16 protein-coding genes are annotated in these 16,036 nt (G+C 69.0%); 3 read left to right on the top strand and 13 right to left on the bottom strand.

Going from position 1 to position 16,036, the window contains the following annotated elements; translation table 11 throughout:
* The coding region (locus Q0D57_RS00915) for an AAA family ATPase (RefSeq protein ID WP_291036764.1) at positions 1 to 425 on the bottom strand (425 nt) is incomplete at its 3' end.
* Between the two features lie 72 nt (positions 426 to 497).
* On the opposite strand from Q0D57_RS00915, the gene Q0D57_RS00920 reads away from it, so the two are divergent.
* The 3 genes from Q0D57_RS00920 (at position 498) to Q0D57_RS00930 (ending at position 3,273) form a co-directional block, all read left to right on the top strand.
* Positions 498 to 1,304, top strand: coding sequence for a peptidylprolyl isomerase (locus Q0D57_RS00920; RefSeq protein ID WP_291036766.1), 807 nt, complete (start codon positions 498 to 500; stop codon positions 1,302 to 1,304).
* 81 nt (positions 1,305 to 1,385) lie between these two features.
* Positions 1,386 to 2,615, top strand: coding sequence for a DUF349 domain-containing protein (locus Q0D57_RS00925; RefSeq protein ID WP_291036768.1), 1,230 nt, complete (start codon positions 1,386 to 1,388; stop codon positions 2,613 to 2,615).
* 97 nt (positions 2,616 to 2,712) lie between these two features.
* Positions 2,713 to 3,273: a hypothetical protein gene (locus tag Q0D57_RS00930; RefSeq protein WP_291036770.1), complete on the top strand. Its 561-nt coding sequence runs from the start codon at positions 2,713 to 2,715 to the stop codon at positions 3,271 to 3,273.
* Here the strand turns inward: Q0D57_RS00930 and Q0D57_RS00935 are convergent.
* The 12 genes from Q0D57_RS00935 to thrS form a co-directional block, all read right to left on the bottom strand.
* Positions 3,260 to 5,515 carry a bifunctional (p)ppGpp synthetase/guanosine-3',5'-bis(diphosphate) 3'-pyrophosphohydrolase gene (locus Q0D57_RS00935; protein WP_291036774.1) on the bottom strand — a complete coding sequence of 752 codons (2,256 nt, stop codon included), beginning with the start codon at positions 5,513 to 5,515 and terminating at the stop codon, positions 3,260 to 3,262. The genes Q0D57_RS00930 and Q0D57_RS00935 overlap by 14 nt on opposite strands.
* Positions 5,516 to 5,550: 35 nt before the next feature.
* Entirely contained in the window at positions 5,551 to 6,552 is a 1,002-nt protein-coding gene (secF, locus tag Q0D57_RS00940; protein ID WP_291036777.1) for a protein translocase subunit SecF, read from the bottom strand.
* Complete coding sequence (gene secD, locus Q0D57_RS00945; protein WP_291036779.1) at positions 6,552 to 8,273, bottom strand: protein translocase subunit SecD; 1,722 nt, start codon at positions 8,271 to 8,273, stop codon at positions 6,552 to 6,554. The genes secF and secD overlap by 1 nt, the downstream gene beginning before the upstream one ends.
* Positions 8,274 to 8,342: 69 nt before the next feature.
* Positions 8,343 to 8,783, bottom strand: a complete 441-nt coding sequence (gene yajC, locus Q0D57_RS00950) for a preprotein translocase subunit YajC (protein ID WP_291036781.1) — start codon at positions 8,781 to 8,783, stop codon at positions 8,343 to 8,345.
* Between the two features lie 78 nt (positions 8,784 to 8,861).
* Positions 8,862 to 9,896 carry a Holliday junction branch migration DNA helicase RuvB gene (ruvB, locus tag Q0D57_RS00955; protein WP_291036784.1) on the bottom strand — a complete coding sequence of 345 codons (1,035 nt, stop codon included), beginning with the start codon at positions 9,894 to 9,896 and terminating at the stop codon, positions 8,862 to 8,864.
* Positions 9,893 to 10,516 carry a Holliday junction branch migration protein RuvA gene (gene ruvA, locus Q0D57_RS00960; RefSeq protein WP_291036786.1) on the bottom strand — a complete coding sequence of 208 codons (624 nt, stop codon included), beginning with the start codon at positions 10,514 to 10,516 and terminating at the stop codon, positions 9,893 to 9,895. Before ruvA ends, ruvB begins: the two co-directional genes overlap by 4 nt.
* Complete coding sequence (gene ruvC / locus Q0D57_RS00965; protein WP_291036788.1) at positions 10,513 to 11,118, bottom strand: crossover junction endodeoxyribonuclease RuvC; 606 nt, start codon at positions 11,116 to 11,118, stop codon at positions 10,513 to 10,515. The genes ruvA and ruvC overlap by 4 nt, the downstream gene beginning before the upstream one ends.
* A gap of 14 nt (positions 11,119 to 11,132) precedes the next feature.
* Entirely contained in the window at positions 11,133 to 11,891 is a 759-nt protein-coding gene (locus Q0D57_RS00970) for a YebC/PmpR family DNA-binding transcriptional regulator (protein WP_259526700.1), read from the bottom strand.
* Positions 11,892 to 11,937: 46 nt separating this feature from the next.
* Positions 11,938 to 12,558, bottom strand: a complete 621-nt coding sequence (gene pdxT, locus Q0D57_RS00975) for a pyridoxal 5'-phosphate synthase glutaminase subunit PdxT (protein ID WP_291036800.1) — start codon at positions 12,556 to 12,558, stop codon at positions 11,938 to 11,940.
* Entirely contained in the window at positions 12,548 to 13,447 is a 900-nt protein-coding gene (gene pdxS, locus Q0D57_RS00980; RefSeq protein WP_291036803.1) for a pyridoxal 5'-phosphate synthase lyase subunit PdxS, read from the bottom strand. The genes pdxT and pdxS overlap by 11 nt, the downstream gene beginning before the upstream one ends.
* 27 nt (positions 13,448 to 13,474) lie before the next feature.
* Positions 13,475 to 14,029 (bottom strand): HIT domain-containing protein, encoded by a 555-nt coding sequence (locus tag Q0D57_RS00985; RefSeq protein WP_291036805.1) that lies wholly within the window; start codon positions 14,027 to 14,029, stop codon positions 13,475 to 13,477.
* Positions 14,029 to 15,972 (bottom strand): threonine--tRNA ligase, encoded by a 1,944-nt coding sequence (gene thrS / locus Q0D57_RS00990; protein ID WP_291036985.1) that lies wholly within the window; start codon positions 15,970 to 15,972, stop codon positions 14,029 to 14,031. Before thrS ends, Q0D57_RS00985 begins: the two co-directional genes overlap by 1 nt.
* Positions 15,973 to 16,036: the final 64 nt, after the last annotated feature.

Consider the following 16,036-nt stretch of genomic DNA (forward strand, 5'->3'; position numbering starts at 1 on the left):
ACGAGGATGACCCAGCCGTTCTCCACGCCCGGGAGCAGCGCATCCTGCTGGGCCTTGGTGAAGCGGTGGATCTCGTCGAGGAAGAGGACGGTCGAGAGGCCGTAGAGGTCGCGGTTGCGGAAGGCCTCCTCCATCACCTGCCGCACGTCCTTCACCCCGGCCGTGACGGCCGAGAGCTCCACGAACTTGCGGCCCGAGGAGTGCGCGATGGCCTGCGCGAGCGTGGTCTTGCCCGTGCCGGGCGGCCCCCAGAGGATGACGGAGACCGATCCGCTCGTGCCGCCCGTGTCGGAGGCGAGATTGACCAGGGGCGACCCGGGCCGCAGAAGGTGCTTCTGACCGGCCACTTCGTCGAGGCTGCGGGGTCGCATCCTGACAGCGAGCGGGACTGCCCCGGAGTGGAGTCCCGGTTGCTGATGAGCCATACGTCTAGGGTACTGTGATGGGCCGACACGCCCCGTCGTGACGGCGGTACACCAGGACACACAGGAGGACCCGTGGCACCCAGCAATCAGGAGCGAGCTGCTCGTGAGGCACGGACGCGGCTCCGCGACTACCAGGCGCGCCAGCAGGCGCACTCGGAGCGCATCAGCCGACGCACGCGGGACAACATCGTCGCCGCCGTCGTGGTGGTGCTGCTGATCGCCGGTGTCACGGCCGCGCAAATCTTCTACTTCAGCGGCGGCCCCGGTGCACCCGTGGCGTCGGCGACCCCCACGCCCGGTGCCACCGAGTCGCCGGATGACGAGGCGGCCCCGGAGGGCGAGAACACCGGAGACGTGCCCGCGACGACCATCGCCGAGGACCGCACCTGGACCGGCACCCTCACCATCGACGGCGTGCCGCTCGGCATCTCGCTCGACGGCGCCGCCGCCCCGCAGGCCGTCTCGGCCTTCGTCGACCAGGCGAAGACCGGCTTCCTCACCGACACGAGCTGCCACCGCCTCACCACGAGCGGCATCTTCGTGCTGCAGTGCGGCGACCCCACCGGCACGGGCACAGGCGGCCCCGGCTACAACTACGGCCCCGTCGAGAACGCCCCCGCCGACGACGTCTACCCCTCCGGGACCCTGGCGATGGCTCGTCAGGGCGGCAACGGCTACAGCATGGGCAGCCAGTTCTTCATCGTCTACGACGACTCCACGATCACGTCGGACGTCGCGGGCGGCTACACCGTGCTCGGCACGGTCACGAGCGGCCTGGATGCGCTGAAGACCGGCGTGATCGACAAGGGCACCGCGGATGGTGCGGCCGACGGCAAGCCCGCAGCCCCCTCGGTGATCGAGAGCGTCACGGTCGAGTAGCCCGACCCCCTCTTCAAAGCCCGCGGCGCCGTGCAATAGGCTGGTGGCCGTACTCCAGACATCGTCGACAGGAATGGTTCCGTGACCGATAGCGAACAGCACCCGTGGGGGCGAGTCGACGACGACGGCTCCGTCTACGTCCGTGAAGCCGAAGGCGAGCGCCTCGTCGGGCAGTATCCCGATGGCACCAAAGAAGAGGCCCTGGCCTACTTCGAGCGCAAGTTCACCGACCTCGCCGGTCAGGTGACCCTGCTCGAGCAGCGCGCCAAGCGCGGTGCTCCGGCCGCCGACATCGCCAAGGCCGTCAAGTCGATCAGCGCCTCGGTCGAGTCGGCGAACGCCGTCGGCGACCTCGCCGCCCTCAAGACCCGGCTCGAGGCCCTCTCGTCCACCGTCTCGGAGATCACCGAGAAGCAGTCGGCCGAAGCGCAGGCCGAGGTGGCCCAGGCCGTCATCGACCGCACCGCGATCGTCGAGGAGATCGAGGCCCTCGCGGCCCACGACCCCGCCAAGGCGCAGTGGAAGACGGTCACGTCGAAGATCGACGAGCTGTTCGGCCGCTGGCAGAAGCACCAGCAGGATGGGCCGCGCATCCCGCGTGGAGAGGCCCAGGAGCTCTGGAAGCGCTTCCGCGAGGCCCGCACCTCGCTCGAGACGCAGCGCAAGGCGTTCTTCTCCGAGCTCGACCAGGTGCACCGCGATGCGCGCACCCGCAAGCAGGCTCTAGTCGAGCGCGCCGAGGCGCTCTCCGAGCGCGGAAACGACGGCATCCCCGCCTACCGCGACCTGCTCACCGAGTGGAAGGCCACCGGCCGCGCCGGCAAGAAGTACGACGACGCGCTCTGGGACAGGTTCAAGGCCGCCGGAGACGTGCTCTACTCCGCTCGCGGCGAGGTCGTGGCGCGCGAGGAGGGCGAGTTCGGTGAGAACCTCACCGCGAAGCTCGCGCTGCTCGAGGAGGCCGAGCCGCTGCTCAAGGAGACCGACCGTCTGAAGGCGCGCGAGGCCCTGACCTCGATCCAGCGGCGCTGGGACGAGATCGGCAAGGTCCCTCGCGACCAGGTGAAGCCGGTCGAGGATCGCCTCCGCAAGGTCGAGGCGGCCGTGCGCAAGCTCGACGAGGATCACTGGCAGCGCAACAACCCCGAGAAGAAGGCCCGCTCGGAGGGCCTCGCCTCGCAGCTCACCGGTGCGATCGACAAGCTGCAGCGCGAGATCGACGACGCGAAGACCGCGGGCGACACCCGCAAGGTCAAGGAGCTCCAGGAGGCGCTCGACGCCCGCAAGGTCTGGCTCGACGCGCTCGGCTAGACCGGCGGCTGCTCCACAGCCCGTGCCGGGCAGAGCAGTTCTCCACAGATGACAGGATCGATGCCGGTCGGGTTCTCCCGACCGGCATCATTCGTGCATGGCCCCCGCACTGCCCCTGCTGCTCGATCAGCGGTCACTCCCCCGCCCCGAGCTCGTGGCCGTCGCTCTCGACGGTGAGGTGAGGAGCCTCGGCGACGCGTATCTCCCGCTCGACGTGGTCGAGACGCCAGGGCTCCGGGCCGAGGCCGTCAGGCGGCTCGTGCCGGAGGGGCTGATCCTCGAGCGCAGATCGGCGGCGTGGCTGCTGGGCGCGCATCCGCTCTTCGAGATCCCGCTCCAGCTCTGCGTGCGATCGACGCGGCGCATCCGGTTCCAGCCGTCGGCCGAGCACGTGGTGCGCCAGGTCGTGGTCTCGGCCGGCGAGTGCGTCTCGATCGGCGGGCTCGTCGCCACCGCTCCGCTCCGCACGGCGCTCGACCTCGTGCGGTGGGAGGAGGAGTTCGACGGGCGGCTGGCCGTGGCGGTCACGACGCTCCTGCTCGCCGCGTCGACGACGCCGCACCAGGCCGCGCGCCTGCTCGGCGCGTCTCCGCATCTGCCGCACAAGCGCCGGGCGTTCGAGCGGCTGCGGATGGCCGGTGTGCTCAGCCGCCGGTGACGCGGTAGACGTCGTAGACGGCGTCGATGCGCCGCACCGCGTTGAGCACGCGGTCGAGGTGCGTGGTGTCGCCCATCTCGAAGACGAACCGGCTGATCGCGAGGCGGTCGCTCGACGTGTTCACCGATGCGCTCAGGATGTTGACGTGGTGCTCCGACAGCACGCGCGTGACGTCGCTCAGGAGGCCGGAGCGGTCGAGGGCCTCGACCTGGATCTGCACGAGGAAGACGCTCTTGGAGGAGGGCGCCCACTCGACGTCGATCATGCGCTCGGGCTCGTTGAGCAGGGAGGAGACGTTGTGGCAGTCCGCCTGGTGCACCGAGACACCGGATCCCCGCGTCACGAAGCCCACGATGTCGTCGCCCGGCACGGGCGTGCAGCACTTGGCGAGCTTCACGAGGATGTCGGGGGCACCGCGCACGAGCACGCCCGAGTCGCTGTGGGTGACCCGCGGGCGGTTGCCCACGAAGACGTCGAGATCGGAGTCGTCGCTCTCGACCTCGGTCTGCAGCGAGGCGAGCACCTTCTCGATCACCGACTGGGTCGAGATGTGCCCTTCTCCGATGGCGGCGTAGAGCCCCGAGACGTTGTCGTAGTGCAGCTGCGAGGCCACATCGGCGATCGAGTCCTGGTTCATCAGCTTCTGCAGGGGCAGATTCTGCTTGCGCATCGCCCTGGCGATGGCATCCCGGCCCTGCTCGATGGCCTCGTCGCGCCGCTCCTTGGTGAACCACTGGCGGATCTTGTTGCGGGCGCGCGGGCTCTGCACGAAGCTGAGCCAGTCCTGCGAGGGGCCGGAGTCGGGGTTCTTCGAGGTGAAGACCTCCACCACGTCGCCCGAGCCGAGGGTGGAGTCGAGCGGCACGAGCCGGCCGTTCACCTTCGCGCCCATGGTGCGGTGCCCCACCTCGGTGTGCACGGCGTAGGCGAAGTCGACCGGCGTGGCACCGGCCGGCAGGCCCACGACTTTGCCCTTCGGCGTGAAGACGTAGACCTCCTTGGCACCGATCTCGAAGCGGAGCGAGTCGAGGAACTCCCCCGGGTCGACCGTCTCGGCCTGCCAGTCCGAGATGCGCGCGAGCCACGCCATGTCGGTGTCGGAGGAGGCGGCGGGGGCCGGGGCGGCCTTGCCACCGTTCATCCGCTCCTTGTACTTCCAGTGCGCGGCCACACCGAACTCGGCGCGCTGGTGCATCTCGTTGGTGCGGATCTGGATCTCGACGGGTCGTCCGCCCGGGCCGATCACCGTGGTGTGCAGCGACTGGTAGAGGTTGAACTTCGGCGTGGCGATGTAGTCCTTGAACCGGCCGGGGATGGGATTCCAGCGTGCGTGGATGGAGCCCAGCACCGCGTAGCAGTCCCGCACCGTGTTGACGAGCACGCGGATTCCGACGAGGTCGTAGATCTCGTCGAACTCGCGGCCGCGCACGATCATCTTCTGGTAGATCGAGTAGTACTGCTTGGGCCGGCCGGCCACCTTGCCGCGGATCTTGCCCGACTTGAGGTCGTCGTTGACTGCGTCGATGACCGCCTGCACGTACTCCTCGCGCTGCGGGGTGCGCTGGCGCACGAGGTTCTCGATCTCGACGTAGAGCTTGGGGTAGAGCACCGCGAACGACAGGTCCTCGAGCTCCCACTTGATCGACTGTATGCCCAGCCGGTGCGCGAGCGGCGCATAGATCTCGAGGGTCTCCTTGGCCTTCCGCTGCGCCGAGTCGGTGGGCACGAAGCCCCACGTGCGCGCGTTGTGCAGCCGGTCGCAGAGCTTGATGATGAGCACCCGGATGTCGCGCGACATCGCCACGATCATCTTGCGCACCGTCTCGGCCTGCGCACTGTCGCCGTACTTGACCTTGTCGAGCTTGGTGACGCCGTCGACGAGCATCGCCACCTCGTCGCCGAAATCGTGGCGCACCATGTCGAGGGAGTACTCGGTGTCTTCGACCGTGTCGTGCAGCAGAGCGGCGGCGACGGCCTTCGAGCCGAGGCCGAGCTCGGCGAGGATCTGGGCGACGGCCACCGGATGCGTGATGTACGGCTCGCCGCTCCGGCGCTTCTGCCCGTCGTGCGCGCGCTCGGCGGCCGCGTAGGCCCGCTCGAGCACCGTGAGGTCGGCCTTGGGGTGGTTGGCCCTCACCGTGCGGATGAGGGTGTCGACCGCGCCGGCGGGCTGGGCGCGCGAGAACAGGCGTGGAACCAGGCGCCGCAGGGTAGCGGTCGACGTGGTGGTGGTTTCCGTCATCTCAGGCCTCCACCTCGATTATCCCCTACGGATGACTAGGCGGTGACCGTCGCCTTCGACGCGCGCTCGCGATCAGTCAGCACCGCGGCGTCGTGCTTCTTGATCTTGGCTTCGCCCTGGCGGAACTGCACGTAGAGCGGCGCCGCCACGAAGATCGTGGAGTAGGTGCCCACGATGATGCCGATGAGCAGGGCGAGCGAGATGTCGCGGAGGGTCGACGCCCCCAGCACGAACGATCCGATGATGAGGATCGAGGCCACCGGAAGCGCGGCCACGACCGACGTGTTGATCGAGCGCACGAGGGTCTGGTTGACCGCGAGGTTCACCATCTCGCCGAACGTCTGCGTGCCCCGCTCGCCGAGCGCCTCGGTGTTCTCGCGGATCTTGTCGAACACCACGACGGTGTCGTAGAGCGAGTAGCCGAGGATCGTGAGGAAGCCGATGACGGCGGCCGGGGTGATCTCGAGGCCCGTGATGCCGAACACGCCGGCGGTGATGATGAGGTCGTGCACGAGCGAGATGAGTGCGGCGGCCGCCATCTTCCAGGTGCGGAAGTAGATGGCCATGAAGATGGCCACGAGCACGAGGAAGATCACGAGTCCGCGGATCGCCTGCCCGGTGATGTCGGCTCCCCAGGTGGCGCCGATGAAGGAGACGGTGACATCGCTCGTGGGCACGTCGTACGCGGTGGCGAGAGCCTCCTGAACGGCGGCGGCCTGCTCGTCGTCGAGCTCGTCGGTCTGCACGCGCACGGCGTCCTGGCCCAGGGTGCTCACACGCACCGTGCCGCCGGCCTCGACCTTTTCGACCGCGTCGCTCGCGAGGTTCTGGTCGAGGGTCTCGACCTGCGACACCGTGAACTCGGAGCCGCCTCGGAACTCGATCCCGAACTCGAAGCCGCCGCGCACGAACGGGCCCACGATGGCGATCAGGATGAGGATGCCCGAGATGAGGTACCAGAGCTTCCGCCGGCCGATGAAGTCGATCGAGCGCTTGCCGGTGTAGAGGTCGTTTCCGAAGTCGGAGAAGCTGGCCATCAGGAGTTCTTCCCCTCATCGGTGGGCTTGGTGGAGGAGGTGCCGGCGGTCGCTCCGGAGAGCTCGGCGGCCTTGCGCTCGGCGATGGTCTGCCGCTTCGCGGCCTCCCGGCTCGACGAGCCCTTCTTGTCTGACTTCGCCGTGGGGCTCGGAGCCCGGAACTGGGCCCGGCCGCGGTACACGGCGCCGAGGGCGCGCGGGTCGAGACCGCTGAGCTTGTGGCCGTCGCGGAAGAAGGGGCGCTCCGCGAGCAGGGTGACGAGCGGATGCGTGAACAGGATCACGACGATGATGTCGACGATCGTGGTGAGACCGAGCGTGAATGCGAAGCCGCGCACGTTGCCGATCGCGAGGATGTAGAGCACGGCGGCGGCGAGGAAGTTCACCGCGTCGGAGGCCGTGATCGTGCGGAGCGCACGCTTCCAGCCCGACTGCACCGACGAGGTCAGGGCCTTCCCGTCTCGCAGCTCGTCTCGTATTCGCTCAAAGTACACGATGAAGGAGTCGGCCGTGATGCCGATCGCCACGATGAGTCCGGCGACACCGGCGAGCGAGAGCCGGAAGTCGATGCGCCAGGACATCAGGGTGACGAGGAGGTAGGTCATCGCGAAGGCCACCACGAGGGAGGCGATCGTGACCGTGCCGAGCGCCCGGTACTGGAAGAGCGAGTAGATGATGACCAGCACCAGGCCGATCGCTCCGGCGATGAGGCCGGACAGCAGCTGGGTCGAGCCCAGGGTGGCCGAGATGCGCTCGGACGACTCGGTGTTGAACCCGATCGGCAGCGCACCGAACTTGAGCTGGTCGGCGAGGGCCTTGGCCGACTCCTGGGTGAAGGAGCCGGAGATCTGCGCGCGGCCGTCGGTGAACGCGCCGCCCGTGGTGGGCGCCGTGATGACCTTGCCGTCGAGCACGATCGCGAACTGGTTCTGCACACCGGTGAGCCCGAAGAGGCGGGTGGTGACGTCGGCGAACTTGGCGGTTCCCTCGTCGTTGAACGTGAGGTCGACGACCCAGCTGCCCGTCGAGGCGCCGTTGGAGGTCGTGCCCACGCCGCTCGTCGCATCCGCGATGTCGGCGCCCTCGATCTCGACCGGGCCGAGGAGGTACTTCACGCCGTTGTCGTCGCAGGTCACGAGCGGCTGGTCGGTGGGCGCCTGGCCCGCGTCGTCCGCCTCCGTGGAGGCGCAGTCGAAGTTGTCGTACTGCGCCTGCAGCGCCGGGGTGACCCAGGCGAGGTCGCTCGCGTTGGTGGGGCTCACCGTGGGAGTGGTCTCGAGCGCGGGGTCGGGAGTCGCGCCGGGGGTCGACGTGGTGGCTGAGGAGGCCACACCCGCCAGCAGCACCGGGCGGAAGTCTAGCTTGGCCGACGACTCGATGCGGTCGAGGGTCTCCTGGTCGGGCTGGCCCGGGATCGACACGACGACGTTGCGGCCGCCCTGTGTGGTGACCTCGGCCTCGGAGACACCGCTCGCATCGACACGCTGGCGGATGATCGACACGGCCTGTTCGAGCTGCTCGCCCGAGACCTCGTCTCCCGACTCGAGCTGCGGGGTCAGGATGATCTGGGTGCCGCCCTCGAGGTCGAGGGCGAGCTTAGGCGTCCAGGTCGCGTCGCTCCAGATCACACCACCGGCGATGGTGCCGATGAGGACCGCGAACACCACGGCGAGCCAGACAAGAGTCTTCCACGCCTTCTTGACGGCAGTAGATTGTGCCACCTCTGTTACTCAGCTTTCTATACCGCTCGTGCCTCGTCGCGAGAGCGTGGATGGAGGGGGACGAGAGTGTTACTCGTCGCCCTTCTTGTCGGACTTGTCGGCGGGCTTGGTGAAGTCGATCGCCGGCTTCTCGGCGGACGAGGGGGCAGCGGTGGTGTCGGTGTCGACCTCGTCGAGACGCTCGCCGAACTCGGGCTCGCCGTCGGCGGAGTGGTCGATGACCTCCTGCGACGGGGCGATCGGCGACTCGGTCACGACGCGCGTGACGGTCTGGCGGTGCACCTTGAGGACGGTGCCCGGAGTGGTCTCCAGGAGCACCTGGTTCTCCTCGTCGTCCATCTCGAGGATGGTTCCGTAGAGGCCGAAGTTGGTCATGACCTCTGCGCCGACAGCGACCTTGCTCTGCAGCTCGCGAGCCTGCGCCTGGCGCTTGCGGCTGTTGCGGAACATGAAGATCACCAGGACGGCCAGGACCGCCAGCATGATAATTGTCAGCGCATCGAATTCCATGAAGCAGGGGCCTTCCAGAGGGGTGGGGGGTTGCGGTCGGGCTTCATCCTAGGGGGGACGCCTGTAGACCAGCTTGAATTATAGGTCATCGCCGAAGAGCACGTCTGCGTTCCTGGCGAAACCGAAGTGCGCCCAGCCCGCCTTGGTGGCGATGCGACCCCGCGGGGTGCGCGAGAGCAGCCCGATCCGCACGAGGAAGGGCTCGACCACCGCTTCGATCGTCTCGGCCTCCTCGCCGACCGAGACCGCGAGGGTGTTCAGGCCCACGGGGCCGCCGTCGAAGCGCTCCAGGATGATGGACATGACGGCGCGGTCGAGCCGGTCGAGGCCGAGCTCGTCGACGTCGTAGAGCAGCAGCGCGGCCTGCACGGCCTCGAGGGTGGCGCCCGTGCCGGCCACGAGGGCGTAGTCGCGCACCCGGCGGAGCAGCCGGTTGGCGATGCGGGGCGTGCCGCGGGAACGCGAGGCGATCTCGCCGAGCGACTCCTCGTCGATCCGCACCCCGAGCATGTCGGCGGCGCGGTGCAGCACGCGCACGAGCTCGTCGGTCTCGTAGAACTCCAGGTGGGCGGTGAAGCCGAATCGGTCGCGCAGGGGGTTCGGCAGCAGGCCGGCGCGGGTGGTGGCGCCCACGAGGGTGAACGGTGAGAGGTCGAGCGGGATGCTCGTGGCGCCGGCCCCCTTGCCCACCATGATGTCGATGCGGAAGTCCTCCATGGCGAGGTAGAGCATCTCCTCGGCCGAGCGCGCCATGCGGTGGATCTCGTCGATGAAGAGCACCTCACCGGGAACGAGCGATGACAGCACGGCGGCGAGATCGCCCGCGTGCTGAATGGCGGGACCACTGGTGAGTCGCAGAGGCCGGCCGCTCTCGTGCGCCACGATCATGGCCAGGGTCGTCTTGCCGAGACCGGGAGGGCCGGCCAGCAGGATGTGGTCCGGAGTGCGGTTCTGCATGGCCGCGGCATCGAGCAGGAGCTGCAGCTGACCGCGGACCTTCCGCTGCCCCACGAACTCCTCGAGCGACTTCGGGCGGAGAGCGCCCTCGAAGGCGACCTCGGAGTCCGACTCGACCTCGGGCCGCACGGGACTGTCGTCGGAGGCGGGCGTCATCGGGCGTCACCGCTCTTCGGCGAAGGGCCGAGGATGGCGAGCGCGAGGCGGAGCAGGGACTGCACGTCGGCGGCCTCCAGCGGCGAGGCGGTCTCGAGCGCCTGCTCGAGCGCCGACGACGCGCTGCGCTCGGGCCAGCCGAGGCCCACGAGGGCGCGCTCGACGTTGGCGCGCACGTGCGGCGGTGGCCCGCTCGGCGCCTCCGTGAACTCCACGGCGCGCGCGGCGATCTTGCCGGTGAGCTGCAGCACGATGAGCTTGGCCGTCTTCGGCCCGATCCCGGAGACCTTGCGGAACGCCGAGTCGTCCTCGCGGGCCACCGCGGTGGCGACGTCGGAGGGGGCGAGCTCCGAGAGCACGCCGAGTGCAGACTTCGGGCCGACTCCCGTGACCCCGGTGAGCAGCGTGAAGATGTCGAGCGACTCCTGGTCGGGGAAGCCGAAGAGCGAGAGGCTGTCCTCCCTCACGATGAGCGAGGTGAGGAGGGTCGTCTCGGTGCCGGTGCGGAGGGTCAGCGCGTGCCGGGCCGTGACCGCGACGGCGAAGCCGACTCCCCCGACGTCGATCACGGCGGTTCCGCCTGCCACGGAGAGGACGGTTCCGCGGAGCGCACTGATCATCGGGCCAGCCTATTGGCCGCCGAGCGCCGGGCCGTGCCTTGCTCGGCGGCGCGCCACGCCTGCTGCGCGGCGGTGAGTCCGGATGCCGTTCCGCCGCCCGGTGCGCCCGTGGTCGTCGTGCCGCCCCCGAGCGGCACGCGCCAGGCGTGACAGATCGCCAGAGCCAGCGCATCCGCCGCGTCGGCGGGCTTCGGCACGCTCTCGAGCCGCAGCACCTTGGCCACCATCGTGCCCACCTGCTTCTTGTCGGCCTGGCCGTAGCCCGTGATGGCCGCCTTCACCTCGGAGGGTGTGTGCAGGCCCACCGGCAGCGAACGGCGCGCCGCGGCGAGCAGGGCGATCCCGCTCACCTGGGCGGTGCCCATGACGGTGCGCACGTTGTGCTGCGCGAACACGCGCTCCACGGCCACACTGTGCGGCGCGTGCTCGTCGATGAGCGCCTCGATGCCCGCCGAGACGATCAGCAGCCGCTCGGCGAGCGGCATGTCCGGCGGCGTCTGGATGACGGAGACGTGCACGAGCGTCGCGGTCCGCGTGGCGGTGACGTCGACGATCCCCACGCCGCAGCGGGTCAGGCCGGGGTCGATGCCCAGCACCCGCATGGGGCCTGCCCCGCTCAGTCGTTCTCGAGTTCGGCCTGCACCTCGGCCGAGATGTCGAGGTTCGTGTAGACGTTCTGCACGTCGTCCGAATCCTCGAGCGCGTCGATCAGGCGGAACACCTTGCGCGCCGTCTCGGCGTCGGCCTCGACCTGCAGGCTCGCCACGAACTCCACGTCGGCGGAGTCGTAGTCGATCCCGGCCTCCTGCAGCGCGGTGCGCGCGGCGACCATGTGCGAGGGGTCGGTGAGCACCTCGAACGACTCGGCGCGATCCGTGACCTCTTCGGCGCCCGCGTCGAGCACGGCGAGCAGGATGTCGTCCTCCGTCAGGCCGTCGGCGTGACCGACGGTGATGACGCCCTTGCGGCTGAAGTTGTAGGCCACGCTCCCCGGGTCGGCCATGGTGCCGCCGTTGCGCGTCATCGCGGTGCGCACATCGGCGGCCGCGCGGTTCTTGTTGTCGGTGAGGCACTCCACGAGGAGGGCGATGCCGTTCGGGCCGTAGGCCTCGTAGATGATCGTCGTGTACTCGATCGACTCACCGGTGAGCCCGGCGCCGCGCTTGATCGCGCGATCGATGTTGTCGTTGGGCACCGAGGTCTTCTTGGCCTTCTGCACCGCGTCCACGAGCGTGGGGTTGCCGGCCATGTCGGCACCGCCGATCTTGGCGGCGACCTCGATGTTCTTGATCAGCTTGGCGAACGACTTGGCACGGCGCGAGTCGATGATCGCCTTCTTGTGCTTGGTGGTCGCCCATTTAGAGTGTCCGGACACGAAAATCTCCTTCAGGAATCAGGGACGAGTCTACGCGACGGCGCGCTCAGGAGCCGCTGGCCCGCGCCGCGACCTTGTCGAGGAAGTACTGGTGGAAGCGATAGTCGGCCGTCATCTCCGGGTGGAACGAGGTGCCGAGCAGGTTGCCCTGCTCGACCGCCACGACCGTCCCGTCCTCGAGCCGGGCGAGCGCCGTCGCCCGCTCCCCCAGCTCGGTCACCACCGGCGCCCGGATGAAGACCGCGTGCATCGGAGGGTCGCCGAGCACCGGCACGTCGAGGTCGGCCTCGAACGACTCGGTCTGCCCGCCGAAGGCGTTCCGGCGCACGGCCACGTCGAGACCGCCGAAGCTCTGCTGACCCCGGATGGCGTCGACCAGGCGATCCGCGATCATGATCAGGCCCGCGCACGTGCCGTAGACCGGCATGCCGTCGGCGATCCGCTCCTTGACGGCATCCGCCACGCCGAAGCTCCGCGAGAGCTTGTCGATCACGCTCGACTCGCCCCCGGGGATCACGAGGCCGGAGACCGCCAGGGCCTCCTCGGGCCGGCGCACGGCGATGACGTCGGCGCCGAGGTGCGTCAGCACCGCGACGTGCTCGCGGAAGTCGCCCTGGAGGGCGAGCACACCGACGGGGCGGGGATCCCTCTCGGCGCTACCAGCCACGCTCGGCGAGGCGGTGCGGAGCGGGCACGTCGGAGACGTTGATGCCCACCATGGCCTCGCCGAGACCGCGCGAGACCTCGGCGATCACGCTCGGGTCGTCGAAGAAGGTCGTGGCCTTCACCACGGCGGCGGCGCGCTTCTCGGGATTGCCCGACTTGAAGATGCCCGAGCCCACGAACACGCCGTCGGCGCCGAGCTGCATCATCATGGCCGCGTCGGCCGGGGTGGCCACGCCGCCCGCGGTGAAGAGCACGACGGGCAGCTCGCCGGTCTCGGCGACCTCGACGACGAGGTCGTAGGGTGCCTGCAGCTCCTTGGCCGCGACGTAGAGCTCGTCCTTCGACATCGACGACAGCACCGCGATCTCGGACGTGATCGTGCGGATGTGCTTCGTGGCCTCGGAGACGTCGCCCGTGCCGGCCTCGCCCTTGGAGCGCACCATCGCGGCACCCTCGTTGATGCGCCGGAGTGCTTCACCCAGGTTCGTGGCTCCGCAGACGAAGGGGACCGTGTAGTCCCACTTGTCGATGTGGTTGACGTAGTCCGCCGGCGACAGCACCTCGGACTCGTCGATGTAGTCGACGCCGAGCGTCTGCAGCACCTGCGCCTCGACGAAGTGACCGATGCGGGCCTTCGCCATGACGGGGATGGAGACCTCGGAGATGATCGCCTCGATCAGGTCGGGATCGCTCATCCGGGCGACGCCGCCCTGCGAGCGGATGTCGGCGGGGACCCTCTCGAGGGCCATGACGGCGACGGCGCCGGCATCCTCCGCGATGCGGGCCTGCTCAGCGGTCACGACGTCCATGATGACGCCGCCCTTGAGCATCTCCGCCAGGCCGCGCTTCACGCGATCGGATCCGAACTGGTGTGTGGTGCTCTCGCTCATCAGGTCCTTTCGAAAACCAGCTGAATCCTACTGCTCGGAGGCGTGCTCCCTCGGCCAGGCGGCCTGGATGCCGGCCCGCACGTCACCGAGCAGCTGCGGCAGCGCCTTCGTGCGGGCGATGATCGGGAAGAAGTTGGAGTCGCTCATCCACCGCGGCACGATGTGCTGGTGGAGGTGACCCGCCACGCCGGCACCGGCCACGCGCCCCTGGTTCATGCCGATGTTGAAGCCGTCGCACCGGGAGATCTCGGTGAGCACGCGCATCGCCGTCTGCGTGAGGCTCGCGATCTCGGCGACCTCCTCGGCCGTCGCGAGGTCGTAGGTCGCCACATGACGGTACGGGCACACGAGCAGGTGGCCGGAGTTGTACGGGAAGAGGTTGAGGAGCACGTAGGCGTGCTCGCCGCGGGCCACGATGAGCCCCTCCTCGTCCGTCAGCGAGGGCGCCCGGCAGAACGGGCACTCGTCGATGTGGGGCTGCTCGCCGCCCTGGATGTAGACCATCCGGTGCGGGGTCCACAGCCGCTGGAACTCGTCGGGGATCGCCGCGAAGTCGCCCGAGTCCTCGACCGGGCGGTCCATCAGAGCTGACCCGCTGTGGTCACCTGCTGGTGCGACGCCACGCTCGCCACGATCCGTTCGACGGCCTCGTCGACCGCCACGCCGTTCTCCTGCGAGCCGTCGCGGAAGCGGAAGCTCACCGACCCCGCAGCCGTGTCGTCGGAGCCCGCGATGAGGAGCACCGGCACCTTGTTCTTCGTGTGCGTGCGGATCTTCTTCTGCATGCGGTCGGAGGTGTCGTCGAGCTCGGCGCGGATGCCGCGCTTCTTCAGGCGCCGCACGATCTCGGCGAGGTAGTCGGCGTGGTCGTCGGCGATCGGGATGGCGACGACCTGCGTGGGTGCGAGCCACACCGGGAACGCGCCCGCGTAGTGCTCGAGCAGGATGGCGAAGAAGCGCTCGATCGAGCCGAGCAGGGCGCGGTGGATCATGACGGGCTGCTGCTTCGTGCCGTCCGGGGCCGTGTACTCGAGCTCGAACAGCTCGGGCTGGTTGAAGTCGAGCTGCACGGTCGAGAGCTGCCAGGTGCGGCCGATCGCGTCGCGCGCCTGCACCGAGATCTTCGGGCCGTAGAAGGCCGCTCCCCCGGGGTCGGGGACGAGCTCGAGACCGGAGTCGACCGCCACCTGGCGGAGGGTCTCGGTCGCTTCCTCCCACAGTTCGTCGGCACCCACGTACTTCTCGGGATCCTTCGTCGAGAGCTCGAGGTAGAAGTCGTCGAGGCCGTAGCCGCGAAGGGTCTCGAGCACGAAGTCGAGCTGCCTCGCGAGCTCGTCCTTCACCTGGTCGGGGGTCACGTAGATGTGCGCGTCGTCCTGCGTGAGACCGCGCACGCGGGTGAGGCCGGAGAGGGTACCGCTCTTCTCGTAGCGGTAGACGGTGCCGAACTCCGCGAGGCGGAGCGGCAGCTCGCGGTAGCTGCGCCCGCGGGCCCGGAAGATCAGGTTGTGCATCGGGCAGTTCATGGGCTTCAGGTAGTAGTCCTGCCCCTGCCTCGTGATGTTGCCCTCGGCGTCGGTCTCCTCGTCGAGGTGCATGGGCGGGAACATGCCGTCCTTGTACCAGGTGAGGTGCTGGCTGGTCTCGAAGAGGTTCTTCTTCGTGATGTGCGGGGTGTTCACGAGCTCGTACTCGTGCGCGATCAGCTGGCGGCGCAGGTAGTCCTCGATCTCGGAGCGGATGATGCCGCCCTTCGGGTGGAAGACCGCGAGGCCCGATCCGATCTCGTCGGGGAACGAGAAGAGGTCGAGCTCATTGCCGAGCTTGCGGTGGTCGCGCTTGGCGGCCTCCTCCAGGCGCGACTGGTACGCGCGAAGCTCGTCTTTCGTGGGCCAGGCGGTGCCGTAGACGCGCTGCAGCTGCTTGTTCTTCTCCGACCCGCGCCAGTAGGCGGCGGCGAGGCGGGTGAGCGCGAAGCCGTTGCCGATCTGGCGGGTGGAGGGCAGGTGCGGGCCGCGGCAGAGGTCCTTCCAGACGGTCTCACCGGTCTTCGGATCGACGTTGTCGTAGATGGTGAGCTCGGCGCCGCCGACCTCGACCGACTCGTTGTCGCCGCCGAGGGCGCCTTCGCCGTCAGCGTCGGCGGATCCGCCCTTGAGGCCGATGAGCTCGAGCTTGTAGGGCTCGTCGGCGAGCTCAGCACGCGCCTCGTCCTCGGTCACGACTCGGCGCACGAACCGCTGGCCGGCGCGCACGATGCGCTCCATGGCCTTCTCGATGGCCTTGAGGTCCTCCGGCGTGAACGGCTCGGCCACGTCGAAGTCGTAGTAGAAGCCGTCGGTCACGGGCGGGCCGATCCCGAGCCTGGCCTCGGGGTTGATCGACTGCACCGCCTGCGCGGCCACGTGGGCGGCGGAGTGGCGGAGGATGGCGAGCCCGTCGGGGCTGCCGATCTCGACGGCCTCGACGGTGTCGTCGTCGGTCACCGTCGCGGCGAGGTCCTTCAGTTCGCCGTTGACCCGCATGGCCACGACGGCCCGGTCGGTGAAGAGATCGAATCCTGTTGCCACGGGTGAGGGCTCCTGCCTG

Origin of the sequence: Herbiconiux sp. (assembly GCF_023264895.1) — a bacterium.
In the GTDB taxonomy this organism is placed as follows: domain Bacteria; phylum Actinomycetota; class Actinomycetes; order Actinomycetales; family Microbacteriaceae; genus Herbiconiux.

Coding starts and splice junctions, on each gene's coding strand:
- Q0D57_RS00930 (WP_291036770.1), top strand. CDS start 2,713: ATGGCCCCCGCACTGCCCCTGCTGCTCGATCAGCGGTCACTCCCCCGC.
- Q0D57_RS00935 (WP_291036774.1), bottom strand. CDS start 5,515: ATGACGGAAACCACCACCACGTCGACCGCTACCCTGCGGCGCCTGGTT.
- secF (WP_291036777.1), bottom strand. CDS start 6,552: ATGGCCAGCTTCTCCGACTTCGGAAACGACCTCTACACCGGCAAGCGC.
- yajC (WP_291036781.1), bottom strand. CDS start 8,783: ATGGAATTCGATGCGCTGACAATTATCATGCTGGCGGTCCTGGCCGTC.
- ruvB (WP_291036784.1), bottom strand. CDS start 9,896: ATGACGCCCGCCTCCGACGACAGTCCCGTGCGGCCCGAGGTCGAGTCG.
- ruvA (WP_291036786.1), bottom strand. CDS start 10,516: ATGATCAGTGCGCTCCGCGGAACCGTCCTCTCCGTGGCAGGCGGAACC.
- ruvC (WP_291036788.1), bottom strand. CDS start 11,118: ATGCGGGTGCTGGGCATCGACCCCGGCCTGACCCGCTGCGGCGTGGGG.
- pdxS (WP_291036803.1), bottom strand. CDS start 13,447: ATGAGCGAGAGCACCACACACCAGTTCGGATCCGATCGCGTGAAGCGC.
- Q0D57_RS00985 (WP_291036805.1), bottom strand. CDS start 14,029: ATGGACCGCCCGGTCGAGGACTCGGGCGACTTCGCGGCGATCCCCGAC.
- thrS (WP_291036985.1), bottom strand. CDS start 15,972: ATGCGGGTCAACGGCGAACTGAAGGACCTCGCCGCGACGGTGACCGAC.